This is a genomic window from Paraburkholderia sp. XV, from assembly GCF_020177535.1.
GTDB classification, from domain to species: Bacteria; Pseudomonadota; Gammaproteobacteria; order Burkholderiales; family Burkholderiaceae; genus Paraburkholderia; species Paraburkholderia caribensis.
Genome location: NZ_JAGUUD010000063.1, coordinates 15,972 through 36,740, shown reverse-complemented (window position 1 = coordinate 36,740; position 20,769 = coordinate 15,972). Strand labels below are relative to the sequence as shown.

At 63.0% G+C, this 20,769-nt stretch carries 21 protein-coding genes; 19 read left to right on the top strand and 2 right to left on the bottom strand.

Features of this window, described 5'->3' with window-relative positions; translation table 11 throughout:
* The first annotated feature begins 40 nt into the window (after positions 1-40).
* The 3 genes from tssH (at position 41) to KFO72_RS25690 (ending at position 4,206) form a co-directional block, all read left to right on the top strand.
* A complete protein-coding gene (gene tssH / locus KFO72_RS25700; protein ID WP_225033339.1) occupies positions 41-2,770 on the top strand; it encodes a type VI secretion system ATPase TssH in 2,730 nt (909 codons plus the stop codon).
* Positions 2,767-3,201 carry a type VI secretion system baseplate subunit TssE gene (gene tssE / locus KFO72_RS25695; protein WP_107202275.1) on the top strand — a complete coding sequence of 145 codons (435 nt, stop codon included), beginning with the start codon at positions 2,767-2,769 and terminating at the stop codon, positions 3,199-3,201. The genes tssH and tssE overlap by 4 nt, the downstream gene beginning before the upstream one ends.
* A 69-nt stretch (positions 3,202-3,270) precedes the next feature.
* Positions 3,271-4,206, top strand: a complete 936-nt coding sequence (locus KFO72_RS25690) for an IclR family transcriptional regulator (protein WP_054933309.1) — start codon at positions 3,271-3,273, stop codon at positions 4,204-4,206.
* Positions 4,207-4,316: 110 nt separating this feature from the next.
* Here KFO72_RS25690 and KFO72_RS25685 read toward each other — a convergent pair whose 3' ends face one another.
* Entirely contained in the window at positions 4,317-5,390 is a 1,074-nt protein-coding gene (locus tag KFO72_RS25685) for a porin (protein WP_060604756.1), read from the bottom strand.
* Positions 5,391-5,831: 441 nt separating this feature from the next.
* Here KFO72_RS25685 and KFO72_RS25680 point away from each other — a divergent pair, with 441 nt between their 5' ends.
* From KFO72_RS25680 to KFO72_RS25615, 14 genes are read left to right on the top strand one after another with little or no spacing between them, the layout of a single operon-like run.
* Positions 5,832-6,149, top strand: coding sequence for a non-heme iron oxygenase ferredoxin subunit (locus KFO72_RS25680; RefSeq protein WP_035998998.1), 318 nt, complete (start codon positions 5,832-5,834; stop codon positions 6,147-6,149).
* Between the two features lies 1 nt (position 6,150).
* Positions 6,151-6,462 carry a recombinase-like helix-turn-helix domain-containing protein gene (locus KFO72_RS25675; protein WP_035999001.1) on the top strand — a complete coding sequence of 104 codons (312 nt, stop codon included), beginning with the start codon at positions 6,151-6,153 and terminating at the stop codon, positions 6,460-6,462.
* A 54-nt stretch (positions 6,463-6,516) separates the two neighbouring features.
* Positions 6,517-7,605 carry an aromatic ring-hydroxylating oxygenase subunit alpha gene (locus KFO72_RS25670; RefSeq protein WP_225033333.1) on the top strand — a complete coding sequence of 363 codons (1,089 nt, stop codon included), beginning with the start codon at positions 6,517-6,519 and terminating at the stop codon, positions 7,603-7,605.
* Positions 7,598-8,356 carry an SDR family oxidoreductase gene (locus KFO72_RS25665; protein WP_054933312.1) on the top strand — a complete coding sequence of 253 codons (759 nt, stop codon included), beginning with the start codon at positions 7,598-7,600 and terminating at the stop codon, positions 8,354-8,356. Before KFO72_RS25670 ends, KFO72_RS25665 begins: the two co-directional genes overlap by 8 nt.
* Positions 8,357-8,391: 35 nt before the next feature.
* Positions 8,392-8,931 carry a cupin domain-containing protein gene (locus KFO72_RS25660; protein WP_035999007.1) on the top strand — a complete coding sequence of 180 codons (540 nt, stop codon included), beginning with the start codon at positions 8,392-8,394 and terminating at the stop codon, positions 8,929-8,931.
* 25 nt (positions 8,932-8,956) lie between these two features.
* Positions 8,957-9,850, top strand: a complete 894-nt coding sequence (locus KFO72_RS25655; protein WP_225033332.1) for an alpha/beta fold hydrolase — start codon at positions 8,957-8,959, stop codon at positions 9,848-9,850.
* The gene (locus KFO72_RS25650) at positions 9,847-10,707 is read left to right on the top strand and encodes an IclR family transcriptional regulator (RefSeq protein WP_107202304.1); all 861 of its coding nucleotides are present in this window, start codon (positions 9,847-9,849) and stop codon (positions 10,705-10,707) included. The genes KFO72_RS25655 and KFO72_RS25650 overlap by 4 nt, the downstream gene beginning before the upstream one ends.
* Positions 10,707-11,513 (top strand): SDR family oxidoreductase, encoded by an 807-nt coding sequence (locus tag KFO72_RS25645; protein ID WP_060604762.1) that lies wholly within the window; start codon positions 10,707-10,709, stop codon positions 11,511-11,513. The genes KFO72_RS25650 and KFO72_RS25645 overlap by 1 nt, the downstream gene beginning before the upstream one ends.
* Positions 11,506-13,164 (top strand): thiamine pyrophosphate-binding protein, encoded by a 1,659-nt coding sequence (locus tag KFO72_RS25640; protein WP_225033331.1) that lies wholly within the window; start codon positions 11,506-11,508, stop codon positions 13,162-13,164. The genes KFO72_RS25645 and KFO72_RS25640 overlap by 8 nt, the downstream gene beginning before the upstream one ends.
* The gene (locus KFO72_RS25635) at positions 13,157-13,987 is read left to right on the top strand and encodes an aspartate dehydrogenase (RefSeq protein WP_054933316.1); all 831 of its coding nucleotides are present in this window, start codon (positions 13,157-13,159) and stop codon (positions 13,985-13,987) included. Before KFO72_RS25640 ends, KFO72_RS25635 begins: the two co-directional genes overlap by 8 nt.
* Before the next feature lie 24 nt (positions 13,988-14,011).
* Positions 14,012-15,508: an aldehyde dehydrogenase gene (locus KFO72_RS25630; protein ID WP_225033330.1), complete on the top strand. Its 1,497-nt coding sequence runs from the start codon at positions 14,012-14,014 to the stop codon at positions 15,506-15,508.
* Between the two features lie 13 nt (positions 15,509-15,521).
* A complete protein-coding gene (locus tag KFO72_RS25625) occupies positions 15,522-16,487 on the top strand; it encodes a VOC family protein (RefSeq protein ID WP_054933318.1) in 966 nt (321 codons plus the stop codon).
* Entirely contained in the window at positions 16,480-17,736 is a 1,257-nt protein-coding gene (locus KFO72_RS25620) for an NAD(P)/FAD-dependent oxidoreductase (protein ID WP_060604775.1), read from the top strand. The genes KFO72_RS25625 and KFO72_RS25620 overlap by 8 nt, the downstream gene beginning before the upstream one ends.
* A gap of 26 nt (positions 17,737-17,762) precedes the next feature.
* On the top strand, positions 17,763-19,166 hold the full coding sequence (locus KFO72_RS25615; RefSeq protein ID WP_054933320.1) for an MFS transporter: 1,404 nt from the start codon (positions 17,763-17,765) through the stop codon (positions 19,164-19,166).
* Between the two features lie 305 nt (positions 19,167-19,471).
* Here the strand turns inward: KFO72_RS25615 and KFO72_RS25610 are convergent, their stop codons facing one another.
* Positions 19,472-19,693, bottom strand: coding sequence for a hypothetical protein (locus KFO72_RS25610; RefSeq protein ID WP_225033342.1), 222 nt, complete (start codon positions 19,691-19,693; stop codon positions 19,472-19,474).
* On the opposite strand from KFO72_RS25610, the gene KFO72_RS25605 reads away from it, so the two are divergent.
* Both KFO72_RS25605 and KFO72_RS25600 read left to right on the top strand, forming a co-directional pair.
* Positions 19,607-20,035 (top strand): hypothetical protein, encoded by a 429-nt coding sequence (locus tag KFO72_RS25605; RefSeq protein ID WP_225033338.1) that lies wholly within the window; start codon positions 19,607-19,609, stop codon positions 20,033-20,035. The two genes, KFO72_RS25610 and KFO72_RS25605, sit on opposite strands and share 87 nt — an antisense overlap.
* Positions 20,028-20,726, top strand: a complete 699-nt coding sequence (locus tag KFO72_RS25600) for a nucleotidyl transferase AbiEii/AbiGii toxin family protein (protein ID WP_225033329.1) — start codon at positions 20,028-20,030, stop codon at positions 20,724-20,726. Before KFO72_RS25605 ends, KFO72_RS25600 begins: the two co-directional genes overlap by 8 nt.
* The last annotated feature ends 43 nt before the right edge of the window (positions 20,727-20,769 follow it).

The window sequence follows — 20,769 nt, the reverse complement described above, 5'->3', positions numbered from 1 at the left end:
CGCTTGTGCGGACCGGCCTGTGCCCCGCCTACCTTCTGCCATGATCGCCAGAGACTTCTCCCTGTTCCTGCGCCGCCTGAACGAGCATTGCGCACACGCCCTCGCCGACGCCGCGAGCCTGTGCGAAACCCGCGCCCATCGCGATATCGAGGTCGAGCATTGGCTCATCAAGCTGCTCGAACTCGGAGACGGAGACCTCGTGGCGCTCATACGGCGCTATGAACTGGACGTCGACGCTATCTGGAACGGTTTGCTGAGTGCAATCGACCGCTTGCCGCATGAGTTGCGCGGCAAGCCTGGCCTGTCGAACCGTCTTGGACAGTTGCTCGAAGCAGCGTGGATGCGTGCTTCTCTGGACTCGCCAGGAACGGGCAGCACCGTCATTCGCTCGGCGCATCTGCTGGCAGCACTCGCCGATACACCATCGCTGCTGCGCGCGCCGGATGCGTGGGCATTGCTGTCGGTATCGCCTGCGCAGATCGAGCGCGTGATGCCGGAGCTCGACGGGATTTCTATCGAAGCGCCGCGCGGCGACGCGAACGCGGCAGCGCAGTCACAGGCCGAAGCGGCGCCGCACCCGGTCTCGCGACACGGAAGCGCTCACGCATCCGGCCGTCAGCATTCGAATGATGCACTGTCGCGCTTCACGATCGATATCACGCAGAAGGCGCGCGAAGGGCGAATCGACCCGGTGTTCGGCCGCGACGTCGAGATTCGCCAGATGGTCGACATTCTTGCGCGGCGGCGCAAGAACAATCCGATCCTGGTGGGCGACCCCGGAGTCGGCAAGACGGCGCTGGTGGAAGGTCTGTCGTTGAAAATCGCGCAAGGCGATGTCCCGCTGGCGATTCGCGACGTCAGCGTGTTGACGCTCGACCTGGGTCTGCTGCAGGCGGGCGCGGGCGTCAAAGGCGAATTCGAGCAGCGCCTGAAAAACGTCATCGAGGCCGTGCAGCAATCGCCAGTGCCGATTCTGCTGTTCATCGACGAAGCCCACACTTTGATCGGCGCGGGCAATTCCGCGGGCGGCGCGGACGCAGCGAACCTGCTCAAGCCGGCACTCGCGCGCGGCGAGTTGCGCACGATTGCTGCGACCACATGGTCGGAGTACAAGCAGTATTTCGAGCGCGATGCCGCATTGGAGCGGCGCTTTCAGATAGTCAAGGTCGACGAGCCCGACGATGACAATGCGTGTCTGATGTTGCGCGGGTTGAAAGAGCGCTACGCGCAACATCATCGCGTGCATATCACCGACGCGGCCGTGGCGTCCGCTGTGAAGCTGTCGCGTCGATATCTGACGGGGCGCCAGTTGCCGGACAAGGCCGTCGATCTTCTCGATACGGCCGCCGCACGCGTGCGAATGAGCGGTGAGGCGACACCTTTGGCCATTTCCACGCGTGAGGCAAAGAAAGCGGCGCTCGAAGTCGAGCGCCTCGCATTGATCGAGGATCAGGCGGCGGCATCCGCAGACGTCCGCGAGCGCGTGAGCGCCATCGACAAACAGCTCGATGAACTACGCGCCGGGTTGCACGAACTGGAATCCGCATTCGCGACGCAAAAGAAAGCGGCGGCGCGGGTCGTCGAATTACGCGAGCAATGGCGGGCAACCACTGACGAAGCAGCGCGCGGCACACTGCAGCAGTCCATCCTCGAGGCCCACGCGGCGCTTACGCGGCACGGCGTCGAGGCGCTGGTTCACGCGGAAGTCGACGAAGCCGCGATCGCGTCCGTGATTGCCGACTGGACAGGCGTGCCCGCCGGCAGTCTGCTCGAAGACGAACTCGCGACGCTGGTCGAACTCGAAACGCGGCTCGCGCGGGTCGTCGTCGGTCAGGACGACGCACTTGCCGCACTTGGCAAGAGCCTGCGCACGGCGAAAGCGGGACTCAGGTCCGAAGAGTCGCCGCTTGGCGTATTCCTGCTGGTGGGCCCCTCGGGCGTCGGCAAGACGGAGACGGCGCGTGCACTGGCCGACTTGATGTTCGGCGGCGAACGCGCGCTCGTTACGATCAACCTTTCGGAGTATCAGGAGGCGCACTCCGTATCGCAACTCAAAGGTTCGCCGCCCGGCTACGTCGGTTACGGGCAGGGCGGGGTGCTGACAGAAGCGGTGCGTCAGCGGCCGTACAGCGTGATCTTGCTGGATGAGGTCGAGAAGGCACACCGGGATGTGTTGAACCTGTTCTATCAGGTGTTCGACCGTGGCTTCATGCGCGACGGCGAAGGGCGCATCATCGACTTCCGCAACACGGTAATTCTGATGACGTCGAATCTGGCCAGCGAGCAAATCGTGACCGCGATCGAAACGGCCAATGAAGACGCGAGCGAAATTGCGCAAGATGTGCCTGTGAGCGACGCGCTGCTGATGGACCGTGTTCGTCCCGTGCTGGTCGAGCACTTTCAACCGGCTTTGCTCGCGCGGTTTCAATCGGTGATCTACCGGCCGCTTTCGACTTCGACGCTTGCGACGATCGTACGCATTAAGATCGATAAGGTCGCGCACCGGATCGCGAAACGTTTCGAAGTCGCGCTGATCTGCGACGACACGCTGATCGATGAAATTGCCCGTGCCTGCCAGACGCCAGACTCGGGCGCACGGAATATCGACAGCTTGCTCGATCAACAGATTCTGCCCGTGCTGTCGCGCGAGTTGCTGGTGCGATCGGCGCAAGGCAAGTTGCCGGCCACGATAAGGGTGTCGGTTAGCGAGACGGAAGGCGTGATCGTCGATTTCGAAGAAACGTTGCTTGCCGATGAGGCTGTCGCGTGAACGGAGGCGGTCCCGGGCTCTTCGAAATGGTGACCGGGCACTTCGCGAACGGCGCAGCCGTCGACGAGTTCGACGCGCAGACACAGACGTTTCTGTCCGTGCAGGACAACATCCATCGCATTCTGAATAGTCGCCGCGACGGACTCGTGCATCTGCCGGACTATGGTCTCGCCGATTTGTCGGAGATTTACCGGCACTTACCGGCGTCGGCGCACAAACTTCGACGCGAGATCGAGGTGACGCTGCTCAAATATGAACCGCGTCTGGCTCGCATCGACATCACGATCGACGACACCGAGGCGGGCATGCTGTTGAGCTTCACGATGTCGTGCCATCTGCACAAGCAAGGGCTGGTGCGATTCGGTACGCACTTCACGCCGGACGGGCGCACCCGGCTGAAGATGCTGAACCGGGATATAGACCGGTTTTGACTCTCGCCTCCCCACCCACCCCTTCGCGCTATCATCTCTATCTTCGACGGTTCAACGACACAGCCGGACATGGCAAGAGAAAATACGACAGGAGTGGGACACCGGGCTGCGGGACCTCAGGCGGCGCGCGCATCGGCCGACGAGGACACCGCGAGCAGCACGGAAATCGCGGAATCCGCCGAAGAGGAAGCCGGCGGCGGCTCGACCTATCTCGTCCCCGGCCTCGAACGCGGCTTGCGCATTCTCGCCGAGTTTTCGGCGCGCGAACCCGTGCTCGGCGCGCCCGAGCTGTCCAAGCGCATCGGCATTCCGCGCACGACCACCTTCCGTTTGCTGCAAACGCTCGAAGCACTCGGTTTTCTCGAACGCGCGAATGGCGACCGGCATTTTCGTCTTGGCGTCGCGGTGCTGCGCCTTGGCTTCGAGTATCTGAGTTCACTCGAACTGACCGACTTCGGCACGCCGATCCTCGAACGGCTGCGTGATCAGACAGGCTTGAGCACGCATCTGCTGATACGCGACGAGCGTGATGTCGTGTTCGTCGCAAAGGCGCAGACGCACGATCCGATGTTCAGTTCGGTGAAGGTGCACGTCGGCACGCGGCTTCCCGCGCACGCGACCGTCCACGGCCAGGTGCTGATGGGCGATCTCTCGCTGATGCAATTGCGTCAGCTATATCCCGAGCAGCAACTCGAACGCTTCACCGACCGCACGCCCGCCACCGTCGACGAACTGTACGAGCGAATCCGCGAAACGGCCGCCCAGGGGTACGCGATCAGCGAGGCATCGTTCGAGCGCGGCATATCCGTGGTCAGCGCGCCCGTGCGCGATCAGACGGGCAAGATCGTCGCGGCGATGACGACGACAGTGCCGCGTTCCGATATCGGCGACGACGAACGCGCACCGCTCGTCGCGAAGGTGTGCAGCGCGGCGCTTGATCTGTCGGCGCGCCTGAACTATCGACCGTCCGCCGACGATCCGACGCTCGCGCAAACGCGTCGCTAGACGCGGCCTCTCTGTCGCGTCGCAAAAGCGCGGCAGAAAGACGAAAACAGGCGGCCTCGATGGGCCGCCTGTTTCATTTCGAGCCTTAAAAAAAGGCCTCACAACATCGCTCAGAACGAGTGATGAATGCCCGTCAGCACGATCGCCTGATTGCGGCCGCCCGACACGCCGGCCGTGAAGAACGCAGCGTTCGCATTCTCGTTCGCATGCTCGTAGAGCACGTTCACATAGACCTGAGTGCGCTTGGACAGCGCATAAATATCGCCGATTTCGAACTGCGTCCAGCGGCGGCCCGACAGCGTGGTCGTCGCGGCGCCGCCCGCGAGCGTGTTGGCCGGCGTGAACTGATAGTTCGCGCCCGCGTCCCAGCTCTGATACGTGTCCGAGAATCCGTTCGACTGCAACTTCACGCGCGTGTACAGCGCATGCACGAGCAGCTTGCCGAGCTGGTACGACAGGCCCGCGCCCATGTTCTCGACCTTGTCGGCGGAGTAGGTGGCGGCCGGCACGCCCTGGAACCTGTTGATGCCCGTCGTGATGATGGAAGGCGTGCGGTTGTGCTCGTTCGAATACACGGCCGCCGCCTTGAAGGGGCCGTTCGCGTAGTTCACGCCGAAGCTCATCGTCTTGCCTGTCGAGAAGTTCGTCGTATTGCCGAGGCCCATCATCGCGCCGACCGTGAAGCCCGCGTAGCTGGCTGACTTGAACTTCACGGAGTTGTCGAACGGTACGACTCCCGTGTCGGCCAGTTCGTCGATATTGCCCGGGTGGAACGCAAACCAGCTCGCCGCGAGATACGCGGTGCTGAGCGGGCCGAGCATGTCGAAGTTGAACGGCGTCTGATGGCCGAGCGTGACCTGTCCGAACTGGTCGGAACTGATGCCGACGTAAGCCTGCCGGTTGAACAGCGTGCCCGCTTTCGCAAAGTTGCCGGTGTTCGTATAGAAGCCGTTTTCCAGCTGGAAGACCGTGTGCAGGCCGCCGCCCAGGTCTTCGACGCCACGCAGGCCCCAGCGGTCCGGCTGCATGTTGCCTTGCTCCTCCATCCACTTCGTATGCCCCCCGACGTTGCTCACGTAAGCAATGCCGGCATCGAGGCTGCCGTACAGCGTGACGCTGCTTTGCGCCCATGCCGTCGATGTCACCACAAGTCCTGCCGCGCCCGCAGCGATGATGCGTTTCACCCTTGGTACTCCTGATCGTGTAGTCGAGAGCCGGACGTGCCGGTTTCTCTTCCTTTGCCTGTCATCTCTCTGGATGGCCTTCTGGTCGCCTGCTGAGTTGGCTATCCGCTACGTGTTCCACCTATGGGCTTATGTATCGCCTATGGAAAGTATAGAGAGTCAATAGCGCGATCAAAAAAGTTTTTGCGACAGTGAAAACCCTCATTCGTCGGATGACCCGGATGCCGTACGCGCGCGCTCTTTATGCGCAGCAACCCATTGATTTGGCCCGGTTTACGGCCTTCTTACGTTGCGAAAAAGCCGCTGTCGGTGTTTTCCCTGGAAGCGCAGAATTTTTATTTTGTCCGCGCAAACATCTTCCTATAATTGACCATACATAAACTGATGTTCCTTAGGTGGAACGTCAAACGGTCGGAACCGGTTGGTCGGAGAAGGTGAGAAATGAGTGAACAGTGGCTTTGCGCCGGACACGCCGGCGCTTTATCCGAAGACGCGCCCGTCGAGTTCAAGCTCGGCGACGGCAAGGAAATCGGCATCTACAAGGTGGGCGATGAGGTCTACGCGCTCGAGAACGTCTGCCCGCATGCGTATGCGCTGCTGACACAAGGCTTCATCGACGGCGACACGGTCGAATGTCCGCTGCACGAAGCCGTTTTTCATATTCCGACGGGCAAGTGTCTGAAGGAACCGGGCGGCCGCGACCTGAAGACGTACGCGGTGCGCCTCGCGGGTGAAGAAATCCAGATCAAGGTGGAATGACATGAAAGAAGCCGTCGTGAACTTCAATCCTTTCCTTAAGCCGTGGCTCGCGCCGCAGCCGAACAACGTCGCCGGCAAGGGCGTGATCGAAAAGCCGGGCGAGACCGGGAACATGATCTGGCAGACGCGCAAGGCTGAGCCGACGCAATACGAAAACGACTTCGGCAATGCACTGGAACAGGTGTTCGAAGCAGGTGCCGTCGAATTGCACGAAGTGGTGGCAGGTCTGAACGGCGTTGGATTCCGCACGCCGGAAGGCGCGCAGTGGAGCGAAGAGCGTCTCGCAGCGGAACTGCGGCTGCTCGCCGAGTAACGCCGCGCGATTCGACCACCCAGCGCACGACCCAAGCGAACACGGAGTTTCCCCATGACGTCTCTCTATACAACGAGCCCCGCGGCCGATCCGATTCAGGCTTATCTCGACCGCGGCATCAAGAACTACTGGTATCCCGTCGCACCGAGCTGGCAGGTGGGCAATGCGCCCATCGGTCTCACGCGACTCAGCGAGCAGATCGTGCTGTGGCGCGATCAGGACGGCAAAGTCCACGCGCTCGAAGACCGCTGCCCGCATCGCGGCGCGCGTCTGTCGCTCGGCTGGAATCTCGGCAATCGCGTCGCATGCTGGTATCACGGCATCGAAGTCGACGGCTCGGGCACTGTGCAGTCCGTGCCTGCCGTGTCGGCCTGTCCGCTCGAAGGCCAGAAGTGCGTGAAGTCGTATCCCGTCGAGGAACATGCGGGCGCGATCTTCCTGTGGTTCGGCGACGACGCGCACAAGGAGCCGACGCCGCTCGCCCTGCCCGAAGAACTGGTCGGCGCGGAGTACTCGCAGTTCCTGTGCGTATCGAACTGGAAGTGCAACTATCAGTATGCGATCGACAACGTGATGGACCCGATGCACGGCGCGTATCTGCACGCGACGTCTCATTCGATGGCAGAAGGCGACAAGCAGGCCGACATGCGCGTGCGTAAAACCGAGACTGGCCTCATGTTCGAGAAAGTCGGCCAGCGCGACGTGAATTTCGACTGGGTCGAACTCGGTGAAACAGGTTGCCTGTGGATGCGTCTCGCGATTCCCTATAAGAAGAAGTTCGGCCCGGGCGGCAGCTTTGGCATTGTCGGCTTTGCAGTGCCCGTCGATAACGACAACTGCCAGGTCTACTTCTGGCGCACGCGCAAGGTGAGCGGCTGGCAGCGCGACGCATGGCGCTTCCTGTATCGCAATCGTCTCGAAGGGCTGCACTGGGCGGTGCTCGAACAGGATCGCTATGTGCTCGAAAGCCTGGCACCGAATGCGCGTGCTCACGAATTCCTCTATCAACACGATGTCGGCATGACGCGCGTGCGCCGCATGCTGCGTCAACGCGCGCAACAGCACTTCGCGGATCTCGAAGCACTCGATGCGAAGCAGGCGGAAGCAGGCGCGCTGACGTCGACGGGGCACGCTCATGCCTGATGTGACGGTCTCCGGCTTGAGCGGACGGCGTGTCGTCGTGACAGGCGGCGCGCGCGGGCTTGGCGCAGCGTTCATCGAGGCGCTTGCCGAAGCAGACGCGCATGTCGTGTTCGGCGATGTGCTCGAAGCGGAAGGCAGCGCGCTTGCGGAGAAGCTGGGCGCGAAGGTCCACTTCATTTCACTCGATCTCGCGAGTCCCGACAGCATCGATGCGTTCGTCGCGCAGGCCGCGCAGAAGATGGGCGGCATCGACGCGTTGATCAACAACGCCGCCATCACCAACTCAGGCGGACGTTTCGCGCAGGAGTTGACCACGCAAACGTGGGACGCCGTGATGAACGTCAACGTGCGCGGCACGTGGCTGATGTGCACAGCAGCGCTGCCGCATCTGCGCGACTCGAAGCGGGGCGCGATCGTGAACATCGCGTCGGACACGGCGATGTGGGGCGCGCCGAAGCTGCTCGCGTACGTTGCGAGCAAAGGCGCGGTCATCGCCATGACGCGTTCGCTCGCGCGCGAATTCGGCGCGCACGGCATCACGGTGAACGCCATTGCGCCCGGGTTGACGGAAGTCGAAGCCACCGCATACGTGCCCGCCGAACGCCACGAGTATTACCTGAAAGGCCGTGCCTTGACGCGCGCCCAGGTGCCCGACGACGTAACGGGCCCCGTGCTTTTCCTGCTGACGGATGCCGCCCGCTTCGTAACGGGGCAGTTGCTGCCCGTGAACGGCGGCTTCGTGATGAATTGACCTTGCTCGAACCAGCAAACCACATGGAGAAAACAATGGCCGACGCCGATCTCGAACGCAAATCGTGGGATCAACCCGCCGACGCAAGCTTCGAACAATGGATGGACACGCGCGTCGCGCGGTTCGAAACGCGCCGCTATGACTGGGACGCGCTGAAGTTCCAGGCCGACTACGACCCGAAGTACCGTCGCGCGCAAATGCGCTATGTCGGCACGGGCGGCACGGGTGTCGCTAAAGACATGAACACCGTGCCCGCAGGCAACTTCACGTTTTCGACGATGGTGATTCCCGCCGGCAACATCGGGCCGAGCCACATTCATACCGATGTCGAAGAAATCTTCTTCGTATTGCGCGGCAAGATGAAAGTGATCTGCGAGCGCGACGGGCAAACATGGGAAGCCGTGCTCGGAGAACGCGATCTGATCTCGGTGCCGCCGGGCGTGTATCGCACGGAAATCAACATCGGTGAAGAAGACGCGCTGATGTGCGTGATGCTCGGTTCGTCGAAGCCGATCACGCCGACGTATCCGCCCGATTCGCCGCTCGCAAAGATCAAGCGCGATCTCGCGAAGTAATCGCACCACTCACGAAGTCATGCCCATGTCCGCAGCCTTGCCCGTCACTGTCGATCGAACCGTCACGCTGGAAACGCGCCTGTCGCACTTCCCGGCACGGCGGATCGCGATTGCACCGCAATGCGCGATCGGCTATCGCGACGCGGGTGCTGGGCATGCCGATGCGTTGCCGCTCGTGCTGTTGCACGGCATTGGTTCGGGCGCGGCTTCGTGGGTGCAACAACTCGAAGCGTTGGGCACGACGCGCCGCGTGTTCGCTTGGGATGCGCCGGGCTATGGCGAATCGACGCCCGTTGCATCGGCTTCGCCCAAGGCAGATGAATATGCCGGCGCGCTCGACGCATGGCTCGATGCGCTCGCCGTAGAACGTTGCGTACTGGTCGGCCATTCGCTCGGCGCGATCATCGCGGGCTCGTTCGCGGCATCGCGTGCGCAACGCGTCGCGGGGCTGTTGCTGATTTCGCCTGCGGCAGGCTACGGCACGGCATCCGAAGACGTGCGCGCGTCGAAGCGCGACAGCCGTCTCGCGATGCTCGCCGAACTCGGCCCGCAAGGTCTCGCGGACCAACGCAGCGCCAACATGCTGTCGCCGTACGCCGATGAAGCATCACGCGACTGGGTGCGCTGGAACATGTCGCGCATCGTGCCGACGGGTTACGCGCAGGCGACGCATCTGCTCGCCAACGCGGATCTCGCCAGCGATGTCGCGAGGGTCAACGGCCCAATCGCCGTCGCGGTCGGGGCGGAGGACTCGATCACCCCGCCGTCGTCATGCGAGCGGATTGCACAGGCGGCGCGCACGCGCCTGCAGATCATCCCGCGCGCGGGTCACGCGGGCTACATCGAAGCGGCCAATGAATACACCGCGCTCATCGACGCATTCTGCCGCGCGAGCGACGGTCAATGGAGCAAAGCATGACCCCCGAATTGACGGGCACTGCGCCTGAAGCAGAAGACGACCGCAACGACGCGGGCTATCGCGTGCCCGGACTCGAACGCGGCCTGCGCATTCTCACGGAGTTCTCGCCGCGCGAACCGGTGCTCGGCGCGCCCGAATTGTCGAAGCGCCTCGGCATTCCGCGCACGACGGTGTTCCGTCTGCTGCAGACGCTCGAATCACTGGGCTTTCTGGAGCGCGCGGATCGCGACCGCAACTATCGCCTGGGCGTCGCGGTGCTGCGCCTCGGCTTCGAATATCTCAGTTCGCTCGAACTCACCGATCTCGGCTTGCCGTTGATCGAAGCTTTGCGCGATGCAACGGGGCTGACCACGCACATCGTGATCCGCGACGGCCGCGACGTGGTGTTCGTCGCGAAGGCGCAGAGTCATGCGCCCGTGTTCAGTTCGGTGAAGGTCAACGTCGGCACGCGGCTGCCCGCGCATGCGACTACGCACGGTCATGTGCTGATGGGCGATCTCTCGCTCGACGAACTGCGCGCGCTGTATCCGGAGAAGACGCTCGAACGCTTCACGAAACACACGCCCGCTACCGTCGACGAACTGTACGAGCGCGTGAAGGACGACGCGGTGCGCGGTTTCGCGATCAGCGAATCGTCGTTCGAAAACGGTATCTCCGTCATCAGTGCGCCCGTGCGCAACGACACGGGCCGCATCGCCGCTGTCATCACCACCACCATTCCGCGCCCGCAGATCGACGCGGCGCTGCTCGACGGCGGCCTGATCGACAAGGTGCGCGGCGCGGCGGAGCAATTGTCGCTGCGGCTGAACTACCGGCCGTCGGCGGAAAGCAGGTACATGAAGGCATTGGGGCTCTGATGATTCAAATCGATCTCACCGGACAGGTTGCCGTGGTGACGGGCGGTTCGTCCGGCATCGGCCTCGCAACCGCCGAACTCTTTTTGCGCGCGGGCGCATCCGTGGCGATCTGCGGACGCGATGCCGACCGGCTCGCAAGCGCCGAAGCTGCTTTGCGCGCCCAGTTTCCGCAAGCGCAATTGCTTGCTGCACGCTGCAACGTGCTCGATGCAGACGAAGTGACGAAGTTCGCGAACGAAGTGCAGCAACGGTTTGGCCGCGCCGACATGCTCGTGAACAACGCAGGCCAGGGCCGCGTATCGACCTTCGCGGACACGACCGACGAAGCGTGGCGCGAAGAACTCGACCTCAAGTACTTCAGCGTCATCCGCCCGACGCGCGCCTTTCTGCCGATGCTCACGCAAGCCGCGCAGCATGGCAACGGCTCGATCGTCTGCGTGAATTCGCTGCTCGCGTTGCAGCCGGAGCCGCACATGGTCGCGACGTCTTCGGCGCGGGCAGGCGTGCAGAACCTGATCAAGTCGCTGGCCGTCGAGCTCGCGCCGCAGGGCATTCGCGTGAATTCGATTCTGATCGGTCTGGTCGAGTCGGGTCAGTGGCGACGCCGTTATCAAACGCAGGCGCAGCCGGGCCAAAGCTGGGAAGACTGGACCCGCGAACTCGCGCGCAAGAAAAACATTCCGCTCGGCCGCTTAGGCCTTCCTGAAGAGGCCGCACAAGCGCTCTTTTATCTCGCTACACCCCTGTCGTCGTACACGACGGGAAGCCATATCGATGTCTCCGGAGGCGTTGCACGTCATGTCTAACAAAACCACCGTCGGCGAACTGATCGCCGCTTTTCTCGAGCAATGCGGCGTCAAAACCGCATTCGGCGTGATCTCGATTCACAACATGCCGATCCTCGACGCGATCCATTCGCGCGGCAACATCCGCTATGTCGGCGCGCGCGGCGAAGCGGGCGCGCTGAACATGGCCGATGGTCTCGCGCGCGTGTCGGGCGGCCTCGGCGTCGCGTTCACGAGCACGGGCACGGCTGCCGGCAACGCGGCGGGCGCGATGGTCGAAGCGCTGACGGCAGGCACGGCGCTCGTGCACATCACCGGTCAGATCGAGTCGACGTATCTGGATCAGGACCTTGCGTACATCCACGAAGCACCCGATCAACTGGCGATGCTCTCGTCGATTTCGAAGGCCGCGTACCGCGTGCGCTCCGTCGAGACCGCACTGGCGACGATCCGCGAAGCCGTGCGCGTCGCGCAAACCGCGCCGAGCGGCCCTGTCAGCGTCGAGATTCCAATCGACATCCAGGCCGCCGAGATCGAATGGCCCGTCGACATGGCAGCGCCGCACATTAATACGCTGACGCACGACACGGCACGCGTCGCGCAACTCGCCGACGAACTCGCGAAGGCGAAGCGTCCGTTGCTGTGGCTCGGTGGCGGCACGCGTCATGCGCGTGCTCAGGTCGAGCGCCTCGTGAAGCTCGGCTTCGGCGTCGTGACCAGCGTGCAGGGCCGTGGCGTGCTGCCCGAAGATCATCCCGCGACGCTCGGCGCATTCAACGTGCAGCCGACTGTCGAGACGTTCTACAAGAGCTGCGATGCGCTGCTCGTGGTCGGCTCGCGTCTGCGCGGCAACGAAACGCTCAAGTACAAGCTCGCGCTGCCGCAGCCGCTGTTCCGCGTCGATGCCGATGCGCTCGCCGACAACCGTGGCTATCGCAACGAACTGTTCATTCATGGCGACGCAGCCGCCGTGCTCGATCAACTCGCGACGCTGCTCGAAGGCCGCATGAAGATCGACCCGGCATTTGCAGGCGATCTCGCCGCGACGCGCGAGGTCGCTGTCGCTGAAACGGGTAAGGGCCTGGGACCGTACAAGCGCCTCGTCGACGTGTTGCAACATGCCGTGGGCCGCGACTACAACTGGGTGCGCGACGTGACGATCTCCAACAGCACGTGGGGCAACCGCATGCTGAAGATCTTCCAGCCGCGCGCGGGCGTGCATGCGCTCGGTGGCGGCATCGGCCAGGGCATTCAGATGGCGATCGGCGCGGCACTCGCGGATGCGGCGGCGAAGACCGTGTGCCTCGTCGGCGACGGCGGTCTGATGGTCAACGTCGGCGAACTGGTGACGGCCGTGCAGGAGAACGCGAACGTGATGATCGTGCTGATGAACGATCAATGCTATGGCGTGATCCGCAACATTCAGGACGCGCACTACGGCGGCCGCCGCTGCTACGTGCAACTGCATCAACCCGATTTCGCGCAGTTCTGCGCGAGCTTCGGCCTCACCCACTATCGCATTTCGTCGCTGGATCAGGCTGACGACGTGATCCGCGAAGGCATCGCGAATAGCGGCCCGGTGCTGGTCGAAGTGGACATGCTGTCTGTCGGTTCATTCGCCACGGCATTCGCCGGCCCGCCCGTGCGCAAACAGGAGCCTGAACATGCCTAACGTTGCGGGCATCAATCGTCACGCGCCCATCGATATCGCGATGATCGGCTTCGGCGCCATCGGTCAGACGGTGTATCACGCCGTCGCCGCCGATCCGCAAGTTCATGTGTCGCATGTGATCGTGCCCGAGCATCAGGCCAACGCCGTGCGCGAGCAGGTCGGACCGGATGTGGATGTCGTGTGGTCCGTCGATGCGCTGAAGTCGCGTCCGCAGTTCGCGCTCGAATGCGCGGGGCACGGCGCGCTGGTGAGCCACGTCGTGCCGCTGCTGAAGGCGGGCACGGATTGCGCGGTTGCTTCGATCGGCGCGCTGTCGGACCTCGCGTTGCTCGAAGCGCTGAACGCCGCCGCCGATGAAGGCCACGCAACCGTGACGCTTTTGTCAGGCGCAATTGGCGGAATCGACGCGCTTGCGGCGGCTAAGCTCGGCGGCCTCGACGAAGTGCAGTACATCGGCCGCAAACCGCCGACGGGCTGGCTCGGCACGCCCGCCGAACAACTCTGCGATCTGCAGACGTTGACGGAAGCGCGCGTGATTTTCGAAGGCAGCGCGCGCGAAGCGGCACGCCTGTATCCGAAGAACGCGAACGTTGCGGCAACTGTCGCGCTTGCAGGCCTCGGCCTTGATCAGACGATGGTGCGTCTGATCGCCGATCCTGCCGTGACGCGCAACGTGCATCGCATCGTCGCGCGCGGCGCGTTCGGCGAGATGTCGCTCGAAATGAGCGGCAAGCCGCTGCCCGACAATCCGAAGACCTCTGCACTGACCGCGTTCAGCGCGATCCGCGCGCTGCGCAATCGCGCGGCCCGCTGCGTGATCTGATCTGACAGTCAAAGGAAGTACCACATGCCCCACACCGACATCATTTCGAGCCTCGTGCCAACCGCCGATATCTTCGTCGGCGGCGAATGGAAGCGTGGCCGCGGCGCACTGTACGCGAGCGTCTATCCCGCCGACGGCTCGGTCAACGCCGAAATCACGACGGCCGATGCCGACGACGCGCGCGAAGCCATCGAGGCCGCCGACATGGCGTGGCGCAAGCCGAACTGGTCCGGTCTGAAGCCGCATCAGCGCGCGCTGATCCTGTATCGCATCGCCGATCTGATCATGGCGAAGCACGAAGCGCTCGCGCAACTGCAACGCCGCGACAACGGCAAGCCGATTGGCGAAACACGTGTGCTGGTCGCGAGCGCGGCGAATACGTTTCGCTATTTCGCAGCATGCCTCGAAACGCTCGACGAAGAGGTGACGCCTTCGCGCGGCGACTATCTGACGATGAGCGTGCACGAGCCGATCGGCGTGATCGCGGCGATTACGCCGTGGAATTCGCCCATCGCTTCCGATGCGCAAAAGCTCGCGCCCGCGCTGGCAGCCGGGAACGCCGTCGTGTTGAAGCCGGCTGAAATCACGCCGCTCGTGTCGCTCGCGCTCGCGCGCATCTGCGAGGAAGCGGGTGTGCCGAAGGGTGTGTTGAGCGTGCTGCCCGGCAAGGGCTCGGTAATCGGCGATGTGCTGGTTCGTCATCCGCTCGTCAAGAAAGTTTCGTTCACGGGCGGCACGGAAGTGGGGCGCGGCATCGCGCGCATCGCTGCCGACAAGCTGATGCCCGTGTCGCTCGAACTCGGCGGCAAATCGCCGACGATGGTCTTCGACGACGCCGATCTCGATCACGCGGTGAACGGCGTGCTGTACGGCATCTTCAGTTCGTCGGGTGAGGCGTGCATTGCGGGCTCGCGTCTGTTCGTGCAGCGCTCGATCTATCCCGAGTTCATGAAGCGCCTCACCGCGAAAGCGCGTGAATTGCGCGTCGGCGATCCGGCGAGCGAGGACACGCAGATGGGGCCGCTGATTTCCGCGAAGCATCGCGAGTCGGTTGAGCGCTATGTGGCGCTGGGTCTCGAAGAAGGCGGACGTCTGCTGTGCGGCGGCGAGCGGCCCGTGGGCGACAAGCGCGAACAAGGCTTCTTCTATCAGCCGACGATTCTCGAAGGCCTGTCGAATGGCGCGCGTGTCTGCCAGGAAGAAATCTTCGGGCCCGTGCTCGTCGCGATGCCGTTCGACGACGAAGCGTCGCTGCTGAAAGAAGCGAACGACAGCGTATTCGGTCTCGCCGCCGGCATCTGGACGCGCGACTACAAGCGCGCATGGCGCGTCGCGCGCGCTTTGGAAGCGGGCACGGTCTGGATCAACACGTACAAGCTGTTCTCGATTTCGACGCCGTTCTCAGGCTGGAAAGAAAGCGGCATGGGTCGCGAAAAAGGCCGCCTCGGCATTCGTGAGTACATGCAGCAAAAGAGCCTCTACTGGGGCTTGAACGACGCCCCGCTTGCGTGGGCGAACTGAAAAGGCACGCAACATGAGCATTCTCGGCATTGAACAGATCACGTACGGTGTGACGGATCTCGAGACCTGTCGGCGCTTTTTCGCCGATTGGGGCATGAAGGAAACCGCGCACGACGAAACGCGCGCACGCTTCGAAACGTTGAACGGCTGCACGGTGCTCGCGGTGATCGCGCACGATCCGTCGCTGCCGCCCGCCTTCGAAGAAGGCCCGACGCTGCGCGAAGTGACGTGGGGCGTCGCCACGCCTTCCGATCTCGACACATATCGCGCGAGCCTCGAAGGCGCGCAAGGCTACTACGCGAGCGACGACGCCGTCGGCTGTATCGATCCGAACGGCATGGCGATCCGCATCGAGGTGACGCGCAAGCGCGCGGTCGACGTGCACGGCTCGCCCTCGAACGTGTGGGGCCAGACGCTGCGCGTCGATACGCCCAGCCCGGTCTACGAGCGCGCAGAACCCGTCGAAGTGGGCCACGTCGTGTTCTTCACGAACTGTCTTGCCGAGCAGGAGAAGTTCTATCAGGAACGGCTCGGCTTCGAGATGTCGGACCGTTATCCGGGCCGCGGCGCATTCATGCGCTGCGCGCCGCACGGCGGCCACCACGACATCTTTCTGCTGCAACTGCCGACCGGCAAGCGCGGGTTGAACCACGTCGCGTTCACCGTGCGCGACATCCACGAAGTATTCGGCGGCGGCATGCACGTCAGCCGTTGCGGCTGGGACACGCAACTCGGGCCGGGGCGTCACCCCGTTTCGTCCGCGTATTTCTGGTACTTCCAGAATCCGGCAGGCGGTTTGATCGAATACTACGCGGACGAAGATCAACTGACGCCCGAATGGCAGCCGCGCGATTTCGAACCGGGCCCGACCGTGTTCGCCGAATGGGCGATCGACGGCGGCATCGACGGCAACACGCGTCGTCAGAAGAACGCGAAGGCGCCGGAAGGCAAGTTCATGACGGAGCGCAAACATGACTGACGCTGTCATTTCACACGCTGCCAGTGACGCGGACGCACCGCAGACCATCGTCGTGATCGGCGGCGGACAGGCGGCGGGATGGGTCGTGAAGACGCTGCGCAAGACAGGCTTCGAAGGCCGTCTGGTGATGATCGCGGATGAAATTCATCTGCCCTATGAGCGGCCGCCGCTGTCGAAAGCGGTGCTGTCGGGCGATGCCGATATCGACACCGTGCGCCTCTTCGCAAGCGACGATTTTGCTTCGCTCGATGTCGAAGCATGGCAACCCGATGTCGCGACGCAGATCGATCGCGCGCAACGCATCGTGCGCACGCAATCGGGCCGCGCAGTGCAGTACGACCGGCTCGTGATCGCAACGGGCGGCGCGGCGCGCAAGTTGCCGGCGTCGCTGGTGAAGACGGATTACATCGCGTATCTGCGCACCCTGGACGAAGCGTCGGCGCTCGGCGAACGTTTGCGCGCCAGCCAGCATGTGCTCGTGATCGGCGGTGGCTGGATCGGGCTCGAAGTCGCGGCGACGGCGCGCAAGCTCGGCGTGGCGGCGACGGTCGTGGAAGGCGCGCCGCGTCTGTGTGCGCGTTCGGTGCCGCCGGTCGTGTCGGACTTTCTGCTGGATCTGCATCGCTCGAATGGCGTCGACGTGCGTTTATCCGCGGCATTGACGTCGCTCGATACGCATCCTGAAGACGCAAGCAAAGTACGCGCGACGCTCGCGGACGGCTCGACCATCGATGCCGATTTCGCCGTGGCGGGCATCGGGCTCACGCCGCATACATCGATTGCCGAAGCGGCGGGCTTGCCCGTGAACGACGGCATTGTCGTCGACGAACACGGCATGACGAACGACCCGCGCATCTTCGCTTGCGGCGATGTGGCGAATCATCCGAGCGCATGGTTGAAACGGCGCGTGCGCCTCGAATCGTGGGCGAATGCGCAGAACCAGGCGATCGTCGTCGCGAAGGCCGCGCTTGGCCAGTTCGAGCCGTATGCGGAGATTCCGTGGTTCTGGTCGGATCAATACGACGTGAATCTGCAGATTCTCGGCGACATTCCCGCCGATGCCGAACTCGTCGTGCGCGGCGATGTCGGCGCGCGCCGCGCCACGCTCTTTCATGTCGCGGACGGTGGTGTGCGCGGCGTGATCGCAATCAACACGCCGCGCGACCTGAAGCTCGCGCGCAAATGGATGACCCAGGGGCGCACGGTCGATGTCGCGGCTCTGGCCGATGCCGACAAGGCGCTTGCCTAACACAGTACGGGGCGGAGAAACGACGCATGAGCACTATCGACAATACGTTTGAGGCACACAGCAGCGCCGGTGTCTCCCATCCCGCGACGCGCGGCTCGATCATTGCGCGGCTCGAACGCTTGCCCGCGAACGCGATGCTGGTGCGCGCGCGCATACTGATCGGTCTCGCGACGTTCTTCGACGGCTTCGACGTCATCGCGATCGCCGCGACGCTGCCGATCCTGATCGGTAAATGGCATCTAACACCGTGGGACGTGGGCCTGATGATCGGCGCGAGTTCGGTTGGTCAGCTGATCGGCGCGTTTCTGTTTCCGTGGTATGCGGAGCGTCACGGCCGCGTGAAGGCGATCGCGCTGAGTTCGGGGCTGATCGGCATTACGAGTATTGCTTGCGGCTTCGCGCCGACGTTTGCGGTGTTCTTCGTGTTGCGCATCGTGCAGGGCATCGGGCTGGGCGGCGAGTTGCCCGTGGCCGCGACGTACATCAATGAAATTTGCCGCGCGCATGGGCGCGGGCGCTTCGTGCTGCTGTACGAGATCGTGTTCCCGGTCGGCCTGCTGGCGTCGAACGCATTGGGCGCGTGGATCGTGCCGCGCTTTGGCTGGGAGGCGATGTACTTTATCGGCGGCATGCCGTTGATTCTGTTCTTCGTGCTGCGCAGGCTCGTACCCGAATCGCCGCGCTGGCTCGCTGAACGTGGCCGCATGAACGAAGCCGCCGATGCCGTGCACGCATTCGAGCGTACCGCCAAAAGCGCGCTGCCGCCGATGGAAGATCCCGCTGGTTTCGAAGCGATGGCTGCGCGTCACCCGAAGCGCAAGATGAGCGATCTGTTCGGCAAGGCGTACTGGAGGCGCTCGGTGGCTGTCGCGATGCTGTGGATGACGTGCGGCGTGATCCAGTATGGTCTGTCGACGTGGCTGCCGACGATCTATCGCACGGTGTATCACGCGCCGTTGCAACTCGCGCTGAATCTGGCTGTCGCGGCTTCCGTGCTCGGCGTGCTGGGCTCGCTGCTGTGCGCGATGCTGGTCGACAAGGTGGGCCGCAAGCCGATCATCAACTGGTCGTTCATGTTGTGCGCGTTGTCGCTGGTGCTGGCGGGCGTGTTCCATGACGCTTCCGTGTACGTGGTCGCCACGTGCTGTGCGTTCGCGCTCGGCTGGCTGGCGTGTGGTTTCATCACGGCTTATGTGTACACGCCTGAGCTGTATCCGACGAGTATTCGCGCCTTTGGGTGCGGTGTCGGCGGCGCATGGCTGAAGCTTGCGGCGATTTTTGCGCCGACGCTGGTATCGAAGACGATGGTTGGCGGGAATCTCGATATGGCGTTTTATCTGCTCGCCGTCGTGCCGTTTTGCGCGGCGCTAGCCGTGAAGTTTCTCGGGATCGAGACGAAGGGCAAGGTGCTGGAGCAGCTGGAGGCTTAAGTTTCGCTGACGTGTTCAAGGTCGGGCCACGATGCGCGGGTGTTGCGCGTCGTGGCCCGAGTTGCTTTGAGGTGAGGGTTTTCGGGAGTGAGGCGAGGGAGATGATTTTCACTCACTGCATGCGTGGTCTGTCGCGATCGCAGGGTCGAAAAAGCCCGGTTTTGCCCGAGATTCCGCGCTTTTGGCTGCAGCGGGGAGGCAACGACCTGCGCTTCATGTAACTCGGGGTACTCGCATGTGACTCAAAGGTGAGAGTTTTCAGGAGATTGATTTCGCGCGATCGCGATCTTCGAGGGTGATCGCCGTCACGTGAACGTCTGTTTCGCGTCGTTGTGCACCTGCGAAAAATGTACTATAAAACGTACATGAGCGCGCACATCCCATCCCATTCCCCCGCTGCCGTCGGGGAGCAGATCAGGCAACGAAGGAAACTTGCCGGTCTGACGCAAGACGCGCTCGCACGCGTGGCAGGCGTGAATCGTCGTGTGGTCGCGGATCTGGAAGCAGGGCGGAATGTCGGCACGCATGTACTTCTGACGGTGCTCTCGCGGTTGGGCGAGCGCATCGAAATCGTTCCCGACGAAGCCGGGAGCTTTTCAAAAGCGCTGCTCGCGTTGTGCCAGACCGCTTCGACGAGCTATGCCGGCGACCTGCCACCGCTGATCATGGAAAACTTCCTGCTGACGGGCGACGTGCCGCCGCGCTGGCGAACGCACATCGACTACGCAGTTGAGGAGTCGCCGCCGATGCTGTTCGAGAAGGTGATAGCCGGATACGACGCAGCAACGCGGAAATTGATTCGCGAAAAGCTCAAGGAATGGGCCGCGCGGCGCAAATTGAATGTCCCCGAGGAATTCTGCCTTGCCTGATATCGATACGAAAACGTGGGAGAGCCTGTTCGATCATGCCGTCGCGTTAATCGACACTTGCGAGAAAGTTGGCGAACGCCCGCCAAAATGGCGGTTTGGCGGTGGGACGATGCTGATGCTGGACTTCAATCACAGGTACAGCAAGGACATCGATATCTTCATCACAGATCCACAATACCTGACGTTCTTTTCGCCGCGCCTCAACGACACAGCCGAGGAGTTTGCGACTGAGCACGTCGAAGCGGCGCACTATCTGAAGATAATCGGCAAGGGCGGCGACATTGATTTCGTCATCTCCCCGACGTTGACGAGCGAGCCGACGGCCGTCAGGAAGATTCGCGGCAGAACAGTGACGACGGAAACGCCCGTCGAGATCGTCGCGAAGAGGGCTTTTTATCGCGCGGCTGGCTTCACGAGTCGAGATCTGTTCGACATGGCGCTCGTGCTCGAACGGTGCCCTGATGACTGTGAGCGCGAGGCCAAGGTCTTGCGCGAGCGCGCGCAGATAATTATTGATCGCCTGCAGGAACACCGCGAGCGGCTGGAGGCGGAGTTCGACAAGATCATTACGTTGGAGTACAGGCCGACGTTTCAGCATTGCTACGATACGGTGGTCGCGTTCCTGTCGCAGTCAAAACGGGAGGCGCGCAACAAGTCGTCGCGTTCGAAGCGTCGGCCTTCGTTGGGTTGATGTGCGGTGCTTCGAGCAAAAACTCGACGCACTGTTCACGGAG